This is a genomic window from Streptomyces sp. NBC_00988 (assembly GCF_045162645.1).
Taxonomy (GTDB): domain Bacteria; phylum Actinomycetota; class Actinomycetes; order Streptomycetales; family Streptomycetaceae; genus Streptomyces.
On the sequence record NZ_CP108730.1, the window covers coordinates 1 to 16355 of the forward strand.

The following is a 16355-nucleotide window of genomic DNA, read 5'->3' on the forward strand; positions in this document are numbered from 1 at the left end:
GAGGTCATCACCCTCAAGGACCGCGACCGGCTCGTCGGCGCGATCGAGCTGCGCACCGGCGAGGAGGACCTCGTCTTCATCACGGACGACGCCCAACTCCTGCGCTACCAGGCCTCCCAGGGCCGCCCGGCCAGCGGCATGGCGGCGCAGTCAGTCAGGGAGCGGACGAGGTCGAGGACACACTCAGCGTCGGGTACCTGGTCCAGCTTGTTGACCACGACGAGATCTACGAGCCGGAAGAATCACCGCGAAGTGAACGATTGTTAGCAGCCCTTGGGGGGCCGACGTTGGACAAGGCGCGCCCCTCGCTTCCCCATGCGCCTTCCTGCCGATCAGAGCCGCTCGGCACCCAGCAGTCTGGAGGAACAGCGCCTGGAACTGGAAGAGTTGGCAGTCCGGAGCAAGGCACTGGTACTGGAGTGGAAGCCGCTGGCCAGGGCCATTTACACCCCTCCCACGGCGCGGTAAGAGAGGGCGTTCGACGGCCTCGTCCTGGATCTCGACGAAGCGGACACGGACGAGTGGTGGGTCGTAGACGAGACACCCCGCCCGGGACCTCCCACCGGTCAACTCCTCCCCATCACACACACCACAGGGCAACTTTCCCGCATGTCGCCTAGCCCTCTCGAACCATGGCTATCTTGCCTAGCACCACGCAGCCCCGCCTTGGCTCCTGGAGTTCCCACGATGACCGCGCCCCGTATCCCCGACGTCCTCAACTTGTCCGTCGCCGGCCTGACGGCGATCGGCGATGCCCCGTTGTGGGTCGCGCTCGCGTTCGTGCTGCCCAGCGTTCTTACCGTGGCAACCCGGAGCTTCAACGAGGCGCTCATCGGCATCTCCCGCTTCCGAACGGAAGCAGTGCGACGCCAGCACGAAGACCGGCTCCTCAGCGAAGTCACCGACGCGGCAACAGGCCTGGGACACCTCCAACGGATGCACCAAGACACCCCAGCCGCTCGCACGCCCACCGACGATCCAGGCCCATCCAGCCCACCGAACGCCACCCCGCCACCCGCATCACCCCCATAACCCATAAAGCGACCTGCAACCTCACCACGCTGCCCCTAAGGCTCTGCACCCGTGCCCCAGACCACAATTTCGAGGTCCCTCCGCCCGAGCCGTGGCCGCGGCGCGGGAACTGCGGGCAGCTGAACCCGCGTCAGTGGCGGGTGACGGTGTAGCCGGTGTCGTTGACCGCGCGGGTCCACACGTCCCGGTCGAACCATTTGCTGATGTCGGGCTGCGCCTCGGTGATGGTGCGCATCCGGGCGTCCCAGTCGTGGCCTCCGGGCCCGCGGCTGCCGTCGCAGCCGGTGCACCCGTCCTCGCCGTGGATGTGGCCGGCCATCCAGGCGTTGACCGCGACGTTGACGATGACCCCGTACAGGTCGCCGCCGGTCTGGGCGAGGGTGTTCGGAACACCCGCGAGGACCAGGGCAAGTTCCGGATTGTCCAGCGGCGGCATCGGCGCCTGCCCCACCCCCTGGCGGGCGCTGCTGTCCTCGAAGGTCCGCGCGCTGTCGGCGAGGCGGTCAGCGAGCGTGCCCGCGTCGAAGTACCGCCAGGCCGAGCGCAGTTGGATGCCGAGGCGGTCGGCCACCGTGCGGATGTTCTTTTCGATGGTGTCCTCGACCATCGCCGGCGCGAGCGTCACACCGCGGTGGGCGAGCTCCGCCAGGGTCTGGGCAACGGCTTCCTTGAACGCCTTCGTGTTCCGCACGATGACAGCGTAGGGCAGCCCTACCAGCGGGCCGGCCCCCACGCCAACGGGCCACACGGGCATGGCTGTTGCCGAGGGAGGTGATGGTTCCGTCGCCTGGTAATCGCTGGCGCTCAGTGACCCCACTCAGGGCATGGGCGTGCGTGTGGCGTGCCCGAGGAGCCGGGCCACGTCCGGGGGAGCCACCGTCCACTCGGATTCCCAGGCGTACTTTTGCACGATGCCCACCAGATGCTGCCAGTCTTCGTCGGAAGGCGACGCCTCTTCGAGGTACACGACGAGATAGGTCTGCAGAGCGTCGTAGCTCGCCTCCAAGGTTTCCAGCGTGGTGGCCGCCGCCTGAGCGGACGGCCGACCAGAAACCTTGAACCAGGCACGGAACCAGGGCGCCAGAGATTCGTCGTTGATCCCACAGGCCTGCAGAAAGGCGACGTACTGCCGGAAGTCCCGTGGGACGGTGCGGCCGGTTGTAATGGCATGGGCGGTACTGCGCGGCAACCGCCTGGAGGACAACTCCATCCTCTGTGCCCCCGACCGCCCCTCGTACGCCCAGGCGTCGCGCAGGGCGCCGCTGAGATCGGCGACGTCCCTGACGAACTGCGGCTTGGGCTGCACACTTGACCGGCGGGAGTCCCGCTTGGCCTGCGTGACACCCTGCACGGCCTCGGAGTAGTAGATCTGGGTGATCAGGGACGGCCTCAAGTTCCCCGTGCATGCCCCCACGTACGCGAGCATCACCGGGCGAGCAGGCAGGCTTCTGCCACTGGCTGCCCGCTTGAGGTGGGCGGCCGAGTAATTGGTTCGTACGGCGAGTTCGTCGTACGAATGGCCCGCCGTACGTCGGAGCTGGCGCAGGTACTCGGCGAGCATGCCCAGGGCGGGCACGGTGTGGTCGACCGGCGTTTCCGGGCGCGCCATCATCGCCCGCCCGTCAGTTGCCGGAGCCGGGCGTCAGCGCGGCTTTCAGCAGGCGCCGCAGCAGACTGCGTCCCCCGCCACCGCGCGGGAAGCCGACGGCGAGCAGCACTGCGACGCCAATCGCGCCAGCGGCGGCCAGCAGCGTGACGGAGTCGCGCATGCTCATGCCCGCGGCCAGTCGGAGTACGACGGCGGCCGCGACGAAGCCGAGGACCACAAGGGCCTGCGCCATTCCGATGCCGGCCGGAGCCGCCGGGCTCGGCGACGTCACGCCTTCGGGGACGGGTTCGGACGCGCGCGTGGTCGCCTGGGCGTTCTGCTGGGGCATGATGCCTCCCGAATTATTCAGAGGGCCGGCTACGGCGGCCGCCGCTCTCGCTGCTGACAGGGCGAATCTGGTGGATCGCGGGGCGGTCTGGCGTTCCGCCCCGTGCGCGATGGGGATTCGGGTGGTCCGTGGGCCGCGGGCTGTCGGCGTACAGTCCGGTGCAGTGGCGTGGGGACCGCCGGAGGCCAGACTTCCGTAACTGGAGCGTCTTCACGGACGCACCTGGCGTTGGCTCAACATCCGTCCAAGGCGGGGACTTTCCTACCGGAAGCTCTGACCTGCCGCTTCGCCTGTGCGTGAGGGATTGGCTCCAACTTTGTCCCCCTTAACAGCACGACGGGCGCCTATTTGCGGACGCATCATGGACAGCGTTGCTCGCGCGGTCCGACGGTCCCCGCGAGCGCACCCCTGAATTGCTGCTGACACATCAATCTGGGGATCTATCGGGCCGCGATTGGCGCGCGGCCCAAGAGAGATTGGGCCGGTGGCCGCCGCCCGACAACGGCCACCGGCCCTCGTCATGCGGCCCTTTCAGCCCAACCAACGGCCTCGCCGAGTCACGCCCCACCGCGAGGTGCGGGCGAGCCCCAGCCGGACCGGACCGTGCCAGAGGTAGATGGCTGTGTCCGGGACGCCGAGAGCGCGCAGCAGTGCATCGAGCTGGAGAAGGAGCCGGACCTGGCGCCGGAAGCCAGCGGGCCAGATGCCGGCAAGCCGGTCACGGACGGTCGCCTCAGGCAGCGCGGCCCGGCGGGCCAGCACCCGGTACGGAACGGCGGTGCGGCCGCGGCGGCGCAGAGCTTCGAGGGACTGCCCGAGCGACCACATGATCACCCTCCGGGTCACTCCGGGACGGTCAACGGGAGCGAAGGGCTGCCAGATCGCCTCGGTCCTCAAGCGCAACAGCTTGCCCGGGTCGACTCCGGCAATGGCCGCTAGCGCCTTCACGGTCTCCGCCGAGGGCACGCACCTGCCGCTGCGTGCCCGGCCTACCGTGGCGGCCGAGAGCGGGAGGACGGTCGCGGTGGCGTGTATGGCGACCTCGGCGTCGGTCCATCCCCGCAGTACGTCGTCCAGCGCGGCAGCGAGACGGCCTTGGGCACTGCCGGGCGGGTGGACGGGGCGCCGGGGGCGGCCACCGCGCCGGTACGGGCGCCTGGTACACGGGGAGAGCGGAACGGACGGGGACATGGGGACGGTGACTCCTGACGAGGGATTGGGTGAGGGTGGAGTGCTGGCCAGCGCCGACCGCGCGAAACCAACCTCACCACTCGTCGAAGCCGTCCACAACCTGCGCAGGTTGTCCCGTGAGCGACATTCCTATATTCATCAGCGAACAGGAACTCGCATGTCACAAGGTGCGTTTGTGACATCTTCCCGAAGACGTCAGGGCCATGGCCGAGCAGGTCCCAGCCGTGGCCCGAGTCCGGGTTCGTCCGTGCGGTGGGGCCAATAAGGCCGCCACCGGAATCCCCCTTCTCGGCCACGTCCGCGTCCGCGACCACCGCACACGTACAGCGCAGAGACCGGGCAGCTCTGGTAAGGCCGCCATGTCCTGGGGCCGGCGGGCGGGATCGAGCTGGGTGGCCTGGCGTACGACGCCGTACCACGGTCCCGGCGGTCGTCAGTGATTGCCCCACCACCAGGCTCCGGCGGCGAACAACGCGGTGCCGGCTGCCGCCGATGCTCCTCGCACCATGCCGAATAGTGCGCTCTGTGCCAGGCGGCGAAGTGTCCTGGCGGGCGTCTTGTTCTGCTTCGAAGTCATCGTGGTCTCCTTCGCGCGCTGTCCTGTGGGAGTGAAGAGAAGGTCGTCGCGGTGTCGATGTTTCGCTACGCCAACTGCCTTTGGACGGCGTCCTGTTGGAATGCGATGTCTTCGGATGACTCCCGCCGAAGTCGTACGCGGTGGCATGATTCCTGGACGGATTCGGATGGTTTTGGACGGGGGGTCGGGATGGGGCGTGCTGGGCAGCTTCGTAAGCCTGAGTTGTCCGGTGCGCACCAGGAGTTGAATGCGGCGCTGCACCGGTTGCACCTGCTGGCCGGGCGCCCGAGCCTGACGGAAGTCGCTCGGGTCCTGCGCGGGGCTGGAATCTCCCGGAGCACCGTTCATGACGCGTTCTGCAGCCAGCGGCTGCCGAAGTGGAAGGTGATCGACGCCTTGGTAGAGGTCTTGTCCTCCCAAGCGCCGGGCGGCCGTCCCGAAGACGATCAGAGAGTGCTCCACGAGGTGTGGCTTCGGGCCGCTCAGGAGAGCGACGACCAGGAAGCGCCTCGGGCGCGGGCCGTCATTCCGCCGGAGTCAGACATCAACCCGCTCCATTTACAACGCGCGTTTCTGCCCCGCGAGGTTCCGTACTTGGAGGGCGTGGACATCGCATGGCGCTATCGCCCGGCGTCTGATCTGCGGCGGTTCGGCGGGGACTGGTTCGATGCGGTGCCCCTGCCGGGCCCCACCGTCGCGCTCGTGGCTGGGGACGTGATGGGATCCTCCACGCTCTCCATCGCTCTCATGGGGCAACTGAGCAGCGCACTCAATGCCCTGGTCCAACTCGGGCTTCCCCCGCACGAGGCCTTGAACCAGCTCAGCGATCAGGCGCAGCGCCTGCACGGAGACCAGCTGGCCACGTGTGTCTGCGCTGTCTACGACACGCGAACCCGCCGCCTCGACGTCTCCAACGCCGGCCATGTACCGCCCGTAGTGCTGTTCCCTGACGGCGAGAGCCACTTCCTGGACGTATCAACCGGGCTGCCGATCGGTGTCGCACCCAGTCTCTGCGAAACCGTCACATTCGAGATGACCCCGGGCACCACGCTCTTCCTCCTCACCGACGGGCTCGTCTCGTCACCCACGATGGACATCAGCGAGGGCATCGAGCGGCTGAGTACGACTCTGTCGGATGCGCAGACGGCCGCCGGCTCGCAGCTCCCACCGCTCGAAGGCCTCGTCGACGTGGCCATGAACGTCCTGGTTCAGGAACATCAGCACGACGATGCCGTCCTGCTCGCAGCACGCCTGTCCTGACAGATGTGTGAGAGATCCAGTGGCTGACCGCGCCTTTTGCGCTGCTGGCGCCGTTGGCCGGACTGGGTCGCGGGGCTTGGGAAGCAGCTCGGTGTCAGCGAACTAGCTAGTTGTGCGGCGTGCTGGATGAACTGGTCGAGGGTCTCTCGTACGGCGGCCGCGCGGGCACTAATCTCGTCCCGGTCGACGGCGCGGTGCACGATGTTCGCTTCTACAAGGATGCGCCGGGCCTCGGCGACGAGCTCGGAGTCCTGGCCATACATGTACAGCGCAGAAATGGGGCAGCTCCGGTCGCCGCCTCCCCGCTCGACACCCGGCGTCGAGTAAGCCGCACAGGCCATCGCGGACCGCTGGTAGCCCGCCGGGAGCGTGTGTCGCAGGTGTTCGGGGAGGGCCGTCGGCGGAGTGAAGTGGCCTGTGTCTCGTTGTGCTGAACCTGGTGGGATCTGCTGCCGCGATCCGTACGGGTCCGATAGAAGAAGGCCATGGCGGCGGATGAGAAGGCGGCGTTGACGGAGGGGATGTGGCGGGCCACGGACCTGATGTGGGCCTACCTCACCGAGGACCGGACCCGGGTCAGGACCGGACTGGTAGGCCTGGACAGTGACCAGCTGGCGCACACGCTCGCATGGCAAGCCCGGGACCACGACTGGCTGTTCGACGACCTGGGCGAGCCGTCGATGTCCGTGCTGCTCCTGGACACGGTCGCCGCCCTGGCACCTGTGGACTGCGAGTTCATGATGACGACCGCGGTGCGCAAAGGTGTTGCTGCGGGCACGGGACTGGCCTCCAGCGGGCTGGAGGACTTTCCGACGACCGCTCAGATTCACGCGCTCACGGTCTGCATGGCCGTGATGCTCCTGGAAGCCCACGGACGCCAGGGAGCTCTGGGGTTCGTCGCCGCATCGGCCGACGACTACGTCCGACGCGGTCACCCACGCCCCTACCCCACCCCGTGACTAGGACCAGCTCAGGTGCCTGCTGCGGGACTGGACGGAGGTGGTGGGTTGGGTTGGGGTGAGGGAGAGGGTGGGACTAGGAGCCGGGAGACGTCGTGAGTGGTCTGGGTATGGCTGGCCAAGTCGCCGGCATCCAGAGCCGTACGTTGTGTGTTTTGGGTGGCCAGGTCGGTGACCGTGACGTGGATGCGGCCGGCGTAGTCGATGTCGAAGGCGACCTCGATCTGCGGTGTGCCGCGGGGTGATGGCGGCAGGCCGGCCAGTTCGAGCATGCCGAGCTTCTTGTTGAAAGCCGCGATCTCGCGCTCGCCCTGGTAGATCGGGATTTGCACAGACGGCTGGTTGTCCTCGGCCGTGGTGAAGACTCCAGAGCGTTTGGTCGGGATCGTGGTGTTGCGCTCGATGATTTTGGTCATCCTGCCGCCCTTGGTCTCGATACCGAGGGACAGCGGGGTGACGTCGAGGAGCAGGATGTCCTTGACCTCCCCCTTGTTGATGCCGGCCCGGAGCGCGGCGCCGACGGCGGAGGCCGTCCCGGGGTGAAGCATTCTGCGGGGCGTCTTGCCGGTGAGTTCTTCGACGAGTTCGGTGATGGCGGGCATGCGGGTGGCGCGGCCGGTAAGGATGACGTGGTCGATAGCGTCGATGCGGGTTCCAGCGTCTTTGATGACGTTGTGGACAGGTGTCTTGCAGCGCTCCAGGAGGTCGCTGGTCAGCTGCTGGAACTGGGCGCGCGTGAGCTGCTGGTCAAGGTGCAGTGGATCCTGGGCGACGGTAGTGAGATAGGGAAGGTTGATCGAGGTCTCTGTGGCCGAAGACAGTTCGATCTTGGCGTTCTCGGCGGCCTCGCGCACCCGCTGCACCACCATCCGGTCTCGGGACAGGTCCACGCCGTGGAGGAAGCGGAACTCTTCAAGAAGGTGGTCGACGATGCACTGGTCCCAGTTGTCGCCCCCGAGGTGCTGGTCGCCGTTGACGGCATGGATCTCGACGACGCCGTCGCCGATTTCTGCGACACAGACGTCGAGGGTGGCGCCCCCGAGGTCGAAGACCAGCACGATTGCGTCCTCACCCCAGTCCAACCCGAAGGCGAGCGCGGCCGCGCAGGGCGCCGCGAGCAGACATGTCACGCTCAGCCCCGCCATCTGGGCTGCCTTTTCGACGGTGCGTCGTCCGGCGTTGTCCAGCAGGGCCGGCACTGTGATCACGACGTCCTGCACGGTCTCGTCAAGGTACTGCTCGGTGTCCCGTTTAAGCTTGCGCAGGATGTGGGCTGTTACCTCGGTGGGCGTGTAGGTGTGTCCCCCGATGCGGGTACTCCAGTCAGCGCCCAGCCGGTAGGTGGGGAGACGGACCGTGCGGTCGATGTTGATGAGGGCCTGACGGGCGGCCCAGGCCCCCACAAGAATTGTGTCTTCGGCGGACCAGGCGAAGACCGAGGGAGTCGTCTCGGATCCTTCCGCATTGGTGATGACGACGGTCCCTCCGCCTTCTATTACGCTGACGACGGAGTTGGTCGTGCCCAGATCGATGCCAATCCCTCGGTGTGCAACGGCGGTTCGGGAAGGTCCGACGCTGGTCGCGTATTCCGCCCAGTACACCCGGCTCGCCTCGGCGGCGTGCACCACGAAGGCGTCGGGCCCGTGAACCCGCACGAGTACGGCGGCGATGTCCGCGTACCGCCGGGCTGCCTCAGGCGGATCGCCTTCGTGCCCGACCCGCTCTTCCTCATCCAGGAGGAGCCGGGATGAGTTCTGGACCGTCCCGGCGCCCATGGGAGGGGGCCGGTAGCCGATGTTCCGGGCGATCGCCAGGTCTCCGACAGTGTCCCCCGTCTGCCGGCGCGGCCGGGGAAGGCCGCGGCCGCGCAGGCTCTGCAACAGGAACCGGTACATGTCGTCCAGGGTCAGCAGTTCGGCAGACGCCTCCGGGTCCCCTTCTTTGAGGAGGCGCAGCAGTTCGCCGGTGAAGGCGGTGTTGCGTTCACCAGCCGGCGCGAGCGCGGCCCTGTCTCCTGCGGTGGCGGTGAGGATGTAGCTTCCGGAAATCGCGGTCTGGCCCTTAACGAGATGATCGGGCGCGGCCATCAGATTCAGGGCGCGGCCGGAGAAGCAGCAGTCGAGAATGACCACGCGGTTACGTGCAGGGCTGTCGACGACCAGGTCCCGCACACCCCGATACGGCATGGCCGTATACCTCAGTAGGGCACCGCCGCGCCGGGTCTCGGCGAGGGCGAGGTACAGGTTCCCTTGATCGTCGAGCAGCCCATGACCGGCGAAGTAGATCAGCAGCAGATCCTCGGCCTCCTGCGTGAGGGCATCGAGTTGGCTGGCCAGTTCCTGGGGCGTGTGAGGATTGTCGATGACCGTACAGGTGTGCGGCGTGAACCAGCCGTGGACGGGCTCCCCGAGAGCCGCAGCCATATCGGTCAGGTTGTTGCGCACGGACGGCAGATCGGGAAGCTCGAGGTCGACCAGATGGCTTGAGGTACCGATCAGGACGACACGGGAGCGATCGCCGTCAGGCAGTCTCATCGCGGTCGGCCACCGGCTGCCCGGCATCGAGAAACAGCCGGAGCTGCGCGATCACGCTCTCCGGATCGGCAACCCGCCGCAGGTCGAACTCGAAGCTCTCTCCAGTGGGCCTCACAGCTTTGACCGTGACATCGCTCTTGCGTTGCTTCACCCACTCCACGACGGCGCGGGCGAGGACACCTGCTGCGCCGCTGGCAGAGAGGGCCACAGCCAGCGCCTCCGGAAGTCCGCCCAGCTTCCCGGCCGCGATCTCGCTCTGGACCAGCCGGGTCCGCCCTCTGAGGTCCTCCTCGTAACGCAGCGATGCGGCCAGGGATGTGAGTAGTCGTGCCGATTCTCCGGGACTGCTGCCCGCAACGATCAGTCTGCATTCCATCGTCATGACCCCGGTTTCCCCCTCACGACGCAGTGACCTCCCGTCGCCACCTGCGCGTTGACGTCGTTCCCGCCCAACTACCGCCGCGCGCCTCCGATGCTACGCGTGATGATGGCTCAGCCCGCCCGTCATGACAGATCGTCGTACACGAGCCGGATGCCGTCCTTCTCCAGGTCCTGCCGCCGGGGCGCCTGGCGCAGAAGACCGTGCAGGTCCCGGATCTTCAGCTGAGCCACGTGCCCTTCCTCTCCGTGACGTTCCCGGCCCGCTGGTGACGATGCATCAAGCCGCCGCCGGCCTTCCCCTGCTTCGTGCGCGCGGCTACCTGACTTCGACGGAGTACGAGGCACCGGGGAACTCCCAGCCGTCGGTGCCTTCGCCGATGTCCTCCACGATGACGTCGTCGACGAAGTGGTCCTCGAACTCGTCGTCGGTGAGTTCGCCGGCGAGCCAGAGTTCCTCGATCCCGTCCCAGTTGCCCCGGGTGCCGTCGATCCGCAGGGGCGCGGCGTCCACCGTGCCGCGCGTCCGTTCGTCGGTCCCGGTCCTGACGACACCGCTGATCTCGTACTGGCCCTCCGTGATGAGGTCCGGGAGCGGGTCGGCGGGGACGATCGCCACGTTCTCGTAGGCGGTGTGGATGAGATCGCGGTAGCCGCGGCGGACGTTGTACTCGGGATCCGACAGCCACTTGAAGAGGGTGTCGGGCCGGACGTCGAGGCCGGCGGTTTCCAGGGCTTCGTATCCGCGTCGGGTTCCGGTGAGCTGGGAGAGCTGGGCGTGCCAGTACTTGGCGTTGTATGTCGACAGCCGGTGGCGGGGTGTGACCTGGGCGCGCAGGAGGTCGCCCAGGGCGGCGCCGAGGGATCCTCCGCGTCCGGTGGGTCCGGCCATCAGTCGTCACCCTCGGGGATCATCTCGCCCAGCTCGATGAACTTCGCCTTGACCTCGCCGAAGCCAGTCCCGATCCGGTACGTGTCCGGGGGCGTGCCGGGCGGCGTCCAGAAGACAGCCGCATCCACGTTGCGCAGCGCGATGAGCGTGTGCCCGGCCTGGACCGCCTTGAAGGCCGCGACCCAGTGACGCACGGACGCCTCGGCGACCATGCTCATGCGCCAGTCCGGCCGCCAGAACGGGGAGCGCTGTTCCTGCCGCTTGGGCCACAGCAGCCGCAACGCGATCGACAACCGCGTCTTGTACGCCTTGTACGGCTGACCGCCGGCCTCGACGAGCTCGGTACGCGCCTTCCGGGTGGCCTCGTAGAACGGCTTGAACAGCGACTCGTTGGCCTTCCCCGTCCACGAGTCGTGGACGGCCGGCATCGCGGCGAGGTGCTCTTCGCGGACGAGCCTCGCGAGCAGCTTGATGTGCGGAGTGGTCACCCACACACGGCCCTGCTCGTCGGGCCGGTCGATGATCCGCCCCAGCGGGTGCGGCATGTCGGTGCGCGGCCACTGCGGGATGTCGATGAGGTAGATACCGGCGCTGGCCTTGTCGAACACCTCCAGGGGCCCGGTGTGCAGCAGCTTGTTCGGGGCCAGAGGAACGGCGGAACAGGCGGACGGATAGGAGCCGTTGCGGTCGATCAGGCACAGCACCCCCGCACCGAACGCGTCGGGCACGCCGAGCTGGTCACGCCGGACCCGCTTCCCGTTCTCCCGGATGAAGGGCACGCGCGTACTGGTGACGTCGGGGTGGACCCAGCGGGGCTCGCCGTCCATGTGCTCACTGATCAGCGGCCACGGACCGCTCTCCCGCGCCTCGATGCCGATGACCGAGACCGGGTGCATCTTCGAGCGGCCGACCGCGTCCTTGAGGATCTTCAACGCGGGGAAGACCGCTGTCTCCGGCTCGTCCTCCTCATCCCCCGGCCGAAGTTCCACTTCGCCCTCTGCGTCGTCTTCGTCGTCTTCGTCGCCCGGGCCGTGCCCGCTACTGCCCGCGGTGGACTGAACGGCGACAGACTGCTCGGTGGCGTCGGCGGGAGCGGTGGTGGTGTTGTAGGCGTTCAGCGCGGCGGCGAGGCGACGTCCCTCGTCGGTGTCTGGCAGGTGGGGCGGTGCCGCAGCGAGTTCGGCGAGCGATGGCCCGAGTTCGTTCAGGGCCTCGCGGTTGCCGTTCGTGAGTGCGGTGCGCAGCGCGGCCAGGACATGAGTGACGGCAGCGGGCAGTCCCTGCCGGGCGCCGGACGTGTACGGAAGCGCCGCCTCGGCCAACTCCCGTTCCACGGCACTGCCCACAGGCCGCGCGGGTTCTTCACCGGCCGTACGGACGGCGGGGGCGCTGCCGGCGTCGAGGAAGCGGGCGTGCAGCAGATCGGGGCTCAGGTACGCCGAGCCGATCACACCCAGGTCGCGCTCGGCGACCGTCACCCGGACCCTGGCCGGGTCCTCGGTCGGAGTGAGCGTCAGGGTGACGTCGGCGTCGAGAAGTCCCAGGAGCGCGGGGTCGTCACTGTCCACGATGGCGAGGACCGGCACGTGCAGGGTGCGCGCAAGCGTGGCCAGAACCTGGGAGGCGTCCGGGAGCCGGTCCCCGGACAGCGGCAGACGGGCGCTGCGGGCGGCCTGGAAACGGTCCACGACCACAAGGGCCAGACCCTCCATGTGCGGGGCGGTCTCCGCGACGTCCACGGCGGTCAGATCGCTGCCGTCGTCGATCATCAGCAGGTCGCCCGCCTGGACCAACTGGTGGGCGACCTCCTGCTCGTGCTCGGTGAGGCGGCCCTGCTTCAGACGCGGGTAGTCGCCCCCGGTCTCCGCGGCAACGATCCGGCGGAAGATGTCGTCCCGGTTGGGTCCCGACGCCGCGTACAGGACCGTACGACGGTCCACGAGCGCGGTCTGCCGCGCGGCCGCGAGTCCCAGGAGGCTTCCGCCGACGTTCGGGGCGGCCGCCACGAGTGTCAGCCGGCCCGGCTGCAGACCGCCCGTCGCGGCGTCCAGCCCGGCCAGTCCGAACGTGGGGCCTCCGGTGAGGACGGAGGCGAGGACGGACACGGCGTCACCGAGCGTGGCGAGCCTGCGCGGCGTAGTGCCGCGGTCCTGGTCGGCTTGGCTGTTCACCGCACCTCCTGCGGTCGCCGCGCCGGGGTGCGCGGCCGTGTCGGTCGAGAGGGCACTTGAGGCGGGGTCGGCGGGGAGCAGTACCGCGACCGGTGTGCTGTTGCGCCGGAGCACCTGCGGCTGGCCCTGAGCCGCCAGCGTGATGAGATCACCGAAGTCCCTCTGTGCCGCACTCAGGACGTGGGAGGGGAACGCGCCAGGCTGCCGGGCTGCCGGAAACCGGGCCAGCGGCACGAGCAGGGCGTGATCATCCCGCTTGTGGATCAGCGTCGAGACCCCGTCCTTCTCGGCACGCTTCACCAGGGTGAAGAGCTCCGTACGGGCCTCGGTCGCGGTCATTGCGGTCTCGGCCGGCGGCTTCTGACTCTGACTCACTCACCCTCCCAGAACACTCAACTCCTCACGACAGTAGCAAAATTCACTCACTAAATTGATCAGGCTCACACTTTTTTCCTGAAGACTTCACTCACCTGTCCGCCGGGGTCTGCAGCAGCGCGTTCTGCACGATGCGCGACAGGATGTCCCCGGCCTCGCCGGCCGTGACGTGCAGATTCGTGGAACGGCCGGTGTGTCCGGGGCAGACGCCCGCCCACTCCCACACCTTGATCGGCTACACCGCGGCAACGGGCACGATCCTCGGAAGAGCCAGCCGGACTTGCCGTGGTGCCGTCCCGCGCGGCATCACCCGACACCCGTAAACGCCATACGGGCTGTCCCTCTCCTGCCGACTGCCCAGAACATGCCGCCGGACAGCCCCTCGCCATCCCGTCGAGGCATCTCACCGCGATCGACTGTCGGGTTCACTCTTACGGCGGCATCGCGTTTTGTCGCAAATCTGCTTCCCTCGCCTCCCGCAGGCCCCTGTTTGAGTCGCTGAGCAGCGTGTTCCAGGTACGGCGGTCGGATTCCGGTGTGTCCGGGATGGCCTGATCGTCTCTCTGTGCAGCGGGATTTCGCTGCTGGGCGTCCCCGATTGTCAGACCCGGGCGACAGGATGCGGCGCTATGAGTCTGACGTCTTCACTGGCCGATCCCCACTCGCCGCTGTCTCGCTTTCTCTCCGCCTACCTTCCTCGCCCTCAGGAGGTGGTGAAGGACTTACGAAGACGCCTCGCTCCTTTTCCCGCCCCCGTCGAACCGGAGCATGACGGGCAGCGCACGGACTTTGCACTCATCGGACACACCATCGATCACCGGCTGCGCGTCGGCTTAGGAGCGCCCACCGGCAGTCCCATCGCCGGCGGAGTCGATTTGGCGCGGATCGATGACGCGGGCTGGCCCAGCCCGGAAGTGATCCTGGCCGTTCAGGATGCCGGGCGGGATCTGCTGGCCGAACTGGCAGGTTACGAGCGGCCTGACGGTGTGCCCCTGCCGCTGGCCGATGCCGCTGCGGAGGACCGTCTGGTACGGCTGTGTCATACCGCGTCCGGTTTCGAAACGATCTACCGGTGCGGCGGCTTCGTACACGGCAACAGCCTGGGGCAATGCGCGCCAGATGCCTGTCTTGAGGACCTGCTGGCAGCCGTTCCCCGCTCTGTTGTGGAGGACATCCGGCGTCAGACGATGCTGGCCGCCGCTCCCGGCCCCTTCCTCGCCCTGCGGGAGCTGCCGGCCCACCAGCGGATCTGCGGGCCGGTCTTCGAGGGCAGCATGCATGTGGGCGGCGCGGACGCAGACTTCATCCTGGGTGGCTGCCTCATCGACTGCAAAGCCACCATCCGGCCTCAGCGGCTGGGCCGCGCCGCGCTGTATCAGCTCGCCGGCTATCTCCTGCTCGACTACCACAACACCTACACCATCGACCGGGTCGGCCTGTATCTCTCCCGGCAAGGTGCATTCATCGACTGGGACATCAAGGACTTCCTCGGGCTGCTGGGTGCACGGCTGCCGCTGCCCGACCTGCGAGCCGCCTGTCATCGCGCCCTCACCGCGACGGCTCTCGCACACACCGACCCCGGCCCACCGCAGCCGCCGTCCGTCCCCTTCCCCCGGCCCCGCCCTTCGGTCCGTCCCGTCCAGGACACCCTCTTCGACTAGCCCCACACACGAGGCAGTGCCACCCCGCCGGCCTGCTCGGCGACTCGCCCGTTGTCCCTATCAGCGATCTCAAGGAGCTGTGCCTCATGTGGCTTTCACTCCAGACAGCACACCAAAGGCTTGCCGACCTCACCCATCACACGACGGTCCCCGGGTATCTGGATCATGTGAACCGCTACACGTTCGCCGCTGCCAGCCACGTGCTCATCGGTGATACGGCCGTGCCCGGCTACAAGCACCGGCAGCAATGGCGCTTCCTCGACCGGGACATCCAGAAGTCCGGCAAGCGGCTCGCCGGACTCCGGGTCGACCCCGGCGACCTCGTCGACGCCGGCCTGGAAGACAGCGGGTCACACACCTGGCGCTCTCGCGTCCGGCAGTGGATCTCTCAGGCCACCTACGAGTCCGAGCTTCCCCAGGTGCAGGGCCCTGGTGTCCTACCTGAAGGTTTCACCGGGCAGCAACTGCCCGAAGCTTTCACTCGGCGGACCATCGCAAGCACCCGGCCGCTGCCGCTGATGGTCTGGTCAGGGAAGGAGTGGCTGGTTCCTCGCGCCTATACCGCTGTGCTGGACCGGGCCGAGGAGGTCGAAGCCGGCCTCGCGGCGCAGGACGACGTGTGCAGCGGCTGCGGAGCGCCGGCCGGCCGCGAGCAGTGGCGTTCTTCGAGCGCCGCGGGATTCGTCGTCCTGTGCCCGTCGTGTGCCGCCCGGGCCTCAAGGCCCTATACCGGCCACCTGCGAGGCCGCCCGTACACGAAGGGGTTCGCCAAACGCTCTCCCGCCGAGGTTTTCCTGTGCCGGATGTGTCCTGAACCCCGGCGGGCCCTGTACTGGGACCACTGCCATTCCCACGATCTGTTCCGCGGACCGTTGTGCGTGAAGTGCAACAACTCCGAGGGCACTCGTGGGTTCATCGACCGTCCCGGAGGGATCGAGCACCTTCTGCAGTGCACCCACTGCCGCGCTCAGCAGACCCTCCCCCTCCAGCACCACGCCGACATCGTCCGCCGCCTTGCCGTATTCGAACCACACGCAGCATGTACACACGAGCTGTCCTGGAGGTGGTTCTACGTCGAGGACGACGGATCGGTCGTGGCCCGATTCCGGTGCTATCAGCATCACCCGGAGCTTGCATGGTCCGTCACCGTCCCAGCGGACGAAGTGAAACTTCTGGTACGCCGGTTCGTCGACGAAGCCATCAGCTCCGGACTGTAGCGGGGTACCGGGCATGTCGCCCTCGGCCGCCACCGGAGACGACATGCCCGCTGAGGCCGGACGTCGCCATCGGGTAGGCAGCGGCAGCAGAGACCCCGCGCCACGAATATCCCATCGTCACCCTTCGTCCCGCCCCTCCCCCGAGGATCCTGAGTGACAGGACGTCACCAT

15 protein-coding genes and 2 pseudogenes are annotated in these 16355 nt (G+C 67.9%); 6 read left to right on the top strand and 11 right to left on the bottom strand.

What is annotated here, in order from left to right; translation table 11 throughout:
• Nucleotides 1-267: hypothetical protein (locus OG496_RS00005; RefSeq protein WP_405976889.1), on the top strand; the 267-nt coding region annotated here is incomplete at its 5' end.
• A 420-nt stretch (nucleotides 268-687) separates the two neighbouring features.
• Complete coding sequence (locus tag OG496_RS00010; protein ID WP_405968962.1) at nucleotides 688-1032, top strand: hypothetical protein; 345 nt, start codon at nucleotides 688-690, stop codon at nucleotides 1030-1032.
• A gap of 130 nt (nucleotides 1033-1162) precedes the next feature.
• Here OG496_RS00010 and OG496_RS00015 read toward each other — a convergent pair whose 3' ends face one another.
• The 5 genes from OG496_RS00015 to OG496_RS00035 form a co-directional block, all read right to left on the bottom strand.
• The gene (locus OG496_RS00015; protein ID WP_405968963.1) at nucleotides 1163-1723 is read right to left on the bottom strand and encodes a hypothetical protein; all 561 of its coding nucleotides are present in this window, start codon (nucleotides 1721-1723) and stop codon (nucleotides 1163-1165) included.
• A gap of 126 nt (nucleotides 1724-1849) precedes the next feature.
• The gene (locus tag OG496_RS00020) at nucleotides 1850-2644 is read right to left on the bottom strand and encodes a helix-turn-helix domain-containing protein (RefSeq protein WP_405968964.1); all 795 of its coding nucleotides are present in this window, start codon (nucleotides 2642-2644) and stop codon (nucleotides 1850-1852) included.
• A gap of 10 nt (nucleotides 2645-2654) precedes the next feature.
• On the bottom strand, nucleotides 2655-2969 hold the full coding sequence (locus OG496_RS00025; protein WP_405968965.1) for a hypothetical protein: 315 nt from the start codon (nucleotides 2967-2969) through the stop codon (nucleotides 2655-2657).
• Between the two features lie 531 nt (nucleotides 2970-3500).
• Entirely contained in the window at nucleotides 3501-4160 is a 660-nt protein-coding gene (locus tag OG496_RS00030; RefSeq protein WP_405968966.1) for a hypothetical protein, read from the bottom strand.
• A gap of 433 nt (nucleotides 4161-4593) precedes the next feature.
• Nucleotides 4594-4737 carry a hypothetical protein gene (locus tag OG496_RS00035; RefSeq protein ID WP_405968967.1) on the bottom strand — a complete coding sequence of 48 codons (144 nt, stop codon included), beginning with the start codon at nucleotides 4735-4737 and terminating at the stop codon, nucleotides 4594-4596.
• A 243-nt stretch (nucleotides 4738-4980) separates the two neighbouring features.
• Here OG496_RS00035 and OG496_RS00040 point away from each other — a divergent pair, with 243 nt between their 5' ends.
• Nucleotides 4981-5997, top strand: coding sequence for a PP2C family protein-serine/threonine phosphatase (locus tag OG496_RS00040; protein ID WP_405968968.1), 1017 nt, complete (start codon nucleotides 4981-4983; stop codon nucleotides 5995-5997).
• A gap of 485 nt (nucleotides 5998-6482) precedes the next feature.
• Nucleotides 6483-6956, top strand: a complete 474-nt coding sequence (locus OG496_RS00045; RefSeq protein WP_405968969.1) for a hypothetical protein — start codon at nucleotides 6483-6485, stop codon at nucleotides 6954-6956.
• 125 nt (nucleotides 6957-7081) lie between these two features.
• On the opposite strand, the pseudogene OG496_RS00050 reads toward OG496_RS00045, so the two are convergent.
• The 6 genes and pseudogenes from OG496_RS00050 to OG496_RS00075 form a co-directional block, all read right to left on the bottom strand.
• Nucleotides 7082-8557 (bottom strand): annotated as a pseudogene (locus OG496_RS00050) (Hsp70 family protein); the annotation flags it as partial.
• A 333-nt stretch (nucleotides 8558-8890) separates the two neighbouring features.
• A pseudogene (locus OG496_RS00055) lies at nucleotides 8891-9517 on the bottom strand (caspase domain-containing protein); the annotation flags it as partial.
• Nucleotides 9477-9872, bottom strand: a complete 396-nt coding sequence (locus tag OG496_RS00060) for a hypothetical protein (RefSeq protein WP_405968970.1) — start codon at nucleotides 9870-9872, stop codon at nucleotides 9477-9479. The pseudogene OG496_RS00055 and the gene OG496_RS00060, both read right to left, overlap by 41 nt.
• A 315-nt stretch (nucleotides 9873-10187) precedes the next feature.
• A complete protein-coding gene (locus OG496_RS00065) occupies nucleotides 10188-10760 on the bottom strand; it encodes a hypothetical protein (RefSeq protein WP_405968971.1) in 573 nt (190 codons plus the stop codon).
• A complete protein-coding gene (locus OG496_RS00070; protein WP_405968972.1) occupies nucleotides 10760-13306 on the bottom strand; it encodes a type II toxin-antitoxin system prevent-host-death family antitoxin in 2547 nt (848 codons plus the stop codon). Before OG496_RS00070 ends, OG496_RS00065 begins: the two co-directional genes overlap by 1 nt.
• A gap of 91 nt (nucleotides 13307-13397) precedes the next feature.
• Nucleotides 13398-13532, bottom strand: a complete 135-nt coding sequence (locus tag OG496_RS00075; protein ID WP_405968973.1) for a hypothetical protein — start codon at nucleotides 13530-13532, stop codon at nucleotides 13398-13400.
• 403 nt (nucleotides 13533-13935) lie between these two features.
• Here OG496_RS00075 and OG496_RS00080 point away from each other — a divergent pair, with 403 nt between their 5' ends.
• Together OG496_RS00080 and OG496_RS00085 are read left to right on the top strand one after the other, a co-directional pair.
• Nucleotides 13936-14967 carry a hypothetical protein gene (locus tag OG496_RS00080; RefSeq protein WP_405968974.1) on the top strand — a complete coding sequence of 344 codons (1032 nt, stop codon included), beginning with the start codon at nucleotides 13936-13938 and terminating at the stop codon, nucleotides 14965-14967.
• 86 nt (nucleotides 14968-15053) lie between these two features.
• Complete coding sequence (locus OG496_RS00085; RefSeq protein WP_405968975.1) at nucleotides 15054-16184, top strand: endonuclease domain-containing protein; 1131 nt, start codon at nucleotides 15054-15056, stop codon at nucleotides 16182-16184.
• The last annotated feature ends 171 nt before the right edge of the window (nucleotides 16185-16355 follow it).

What these genes read in the sequence shown, in the direction of transcription:
- OG496_RS00010 (WP_405968962.1), top strand. Translation starts at nt 688, where the DNA reads ATGACCGCGCCCCGTATCCCCGACGTCCTCAACTTGTCCGTCGCCGGC.
- OG496_RS00020 (WP_405968964.1), bottom strand. Translation starts at nt 2,644, where the DNA reads ATGATGGCGCGCCCGGAAACGCCGGTCGACCACACCGTGCCCGCCCTG.
- OG496_RS00025 (WP_405968965.1), bottom strand. Translation starts at nt 2,969, where the DNA reads ATGCCCCAGCAGAACGCCCAGGCGACCACGCGCGCGTCCGAACCCGTC.
- OG496_RS00030 (WP_405968966.1), bottom strand. Translation starts at nt 4,160, where the DNA reads ATGTCCCCGTCCGTTCCGCTCTCCCCGTGTACCAGGCGCCCGTACCGG.
- OG496_RS00035 (WP_405968967.1), bottom strand. Translation starts at nt 4,737, where the DNA reads ATGACTTCGAAGCAGAACAAGACGCCCGCCAGGACACTTCGCCGCCTG.
- OG496_RS00045 (WP_405968969.1), top strand. Translation starts at nt 6,483, where the DNA reads ATGGCGGCGGATGAGAAGGCGGCGTTGACGGAGGGGATGTGGCGGGCC.
- OG496_RS00060 (WP_405968970.1), bottom strand. Translation starts at nt 9,872, where the DNA reads ATGACGATGGAATGCAGACTGATCGTTGCGGGCAGCAGTCCCGGAGAA.
- OG496_RS00065 (WP_405968971.1), bottom strand. Translation starts at nt 10,760, where the DNA reads ATGGCCGGACCCACCGGACGCGGAGGATCCCTCGGCGCCGCCCTGGGC.
- OG496_RS00080 (WP_405968974.1), top strand. Translation starts at nt 13,936, where the DNA reads ATGAGTCTGACGTCTTCACTGGCCGATCCCCACTCGCCGCTGTCTCGC.
- OG496_RS00085 (WP_405968975.1), top strand. Translation starts at nt 15,054, where the DNA reads ATGTGGCTTTCACTCCAGACAGCACACCAAAGGCTTGCCGACCTCACC.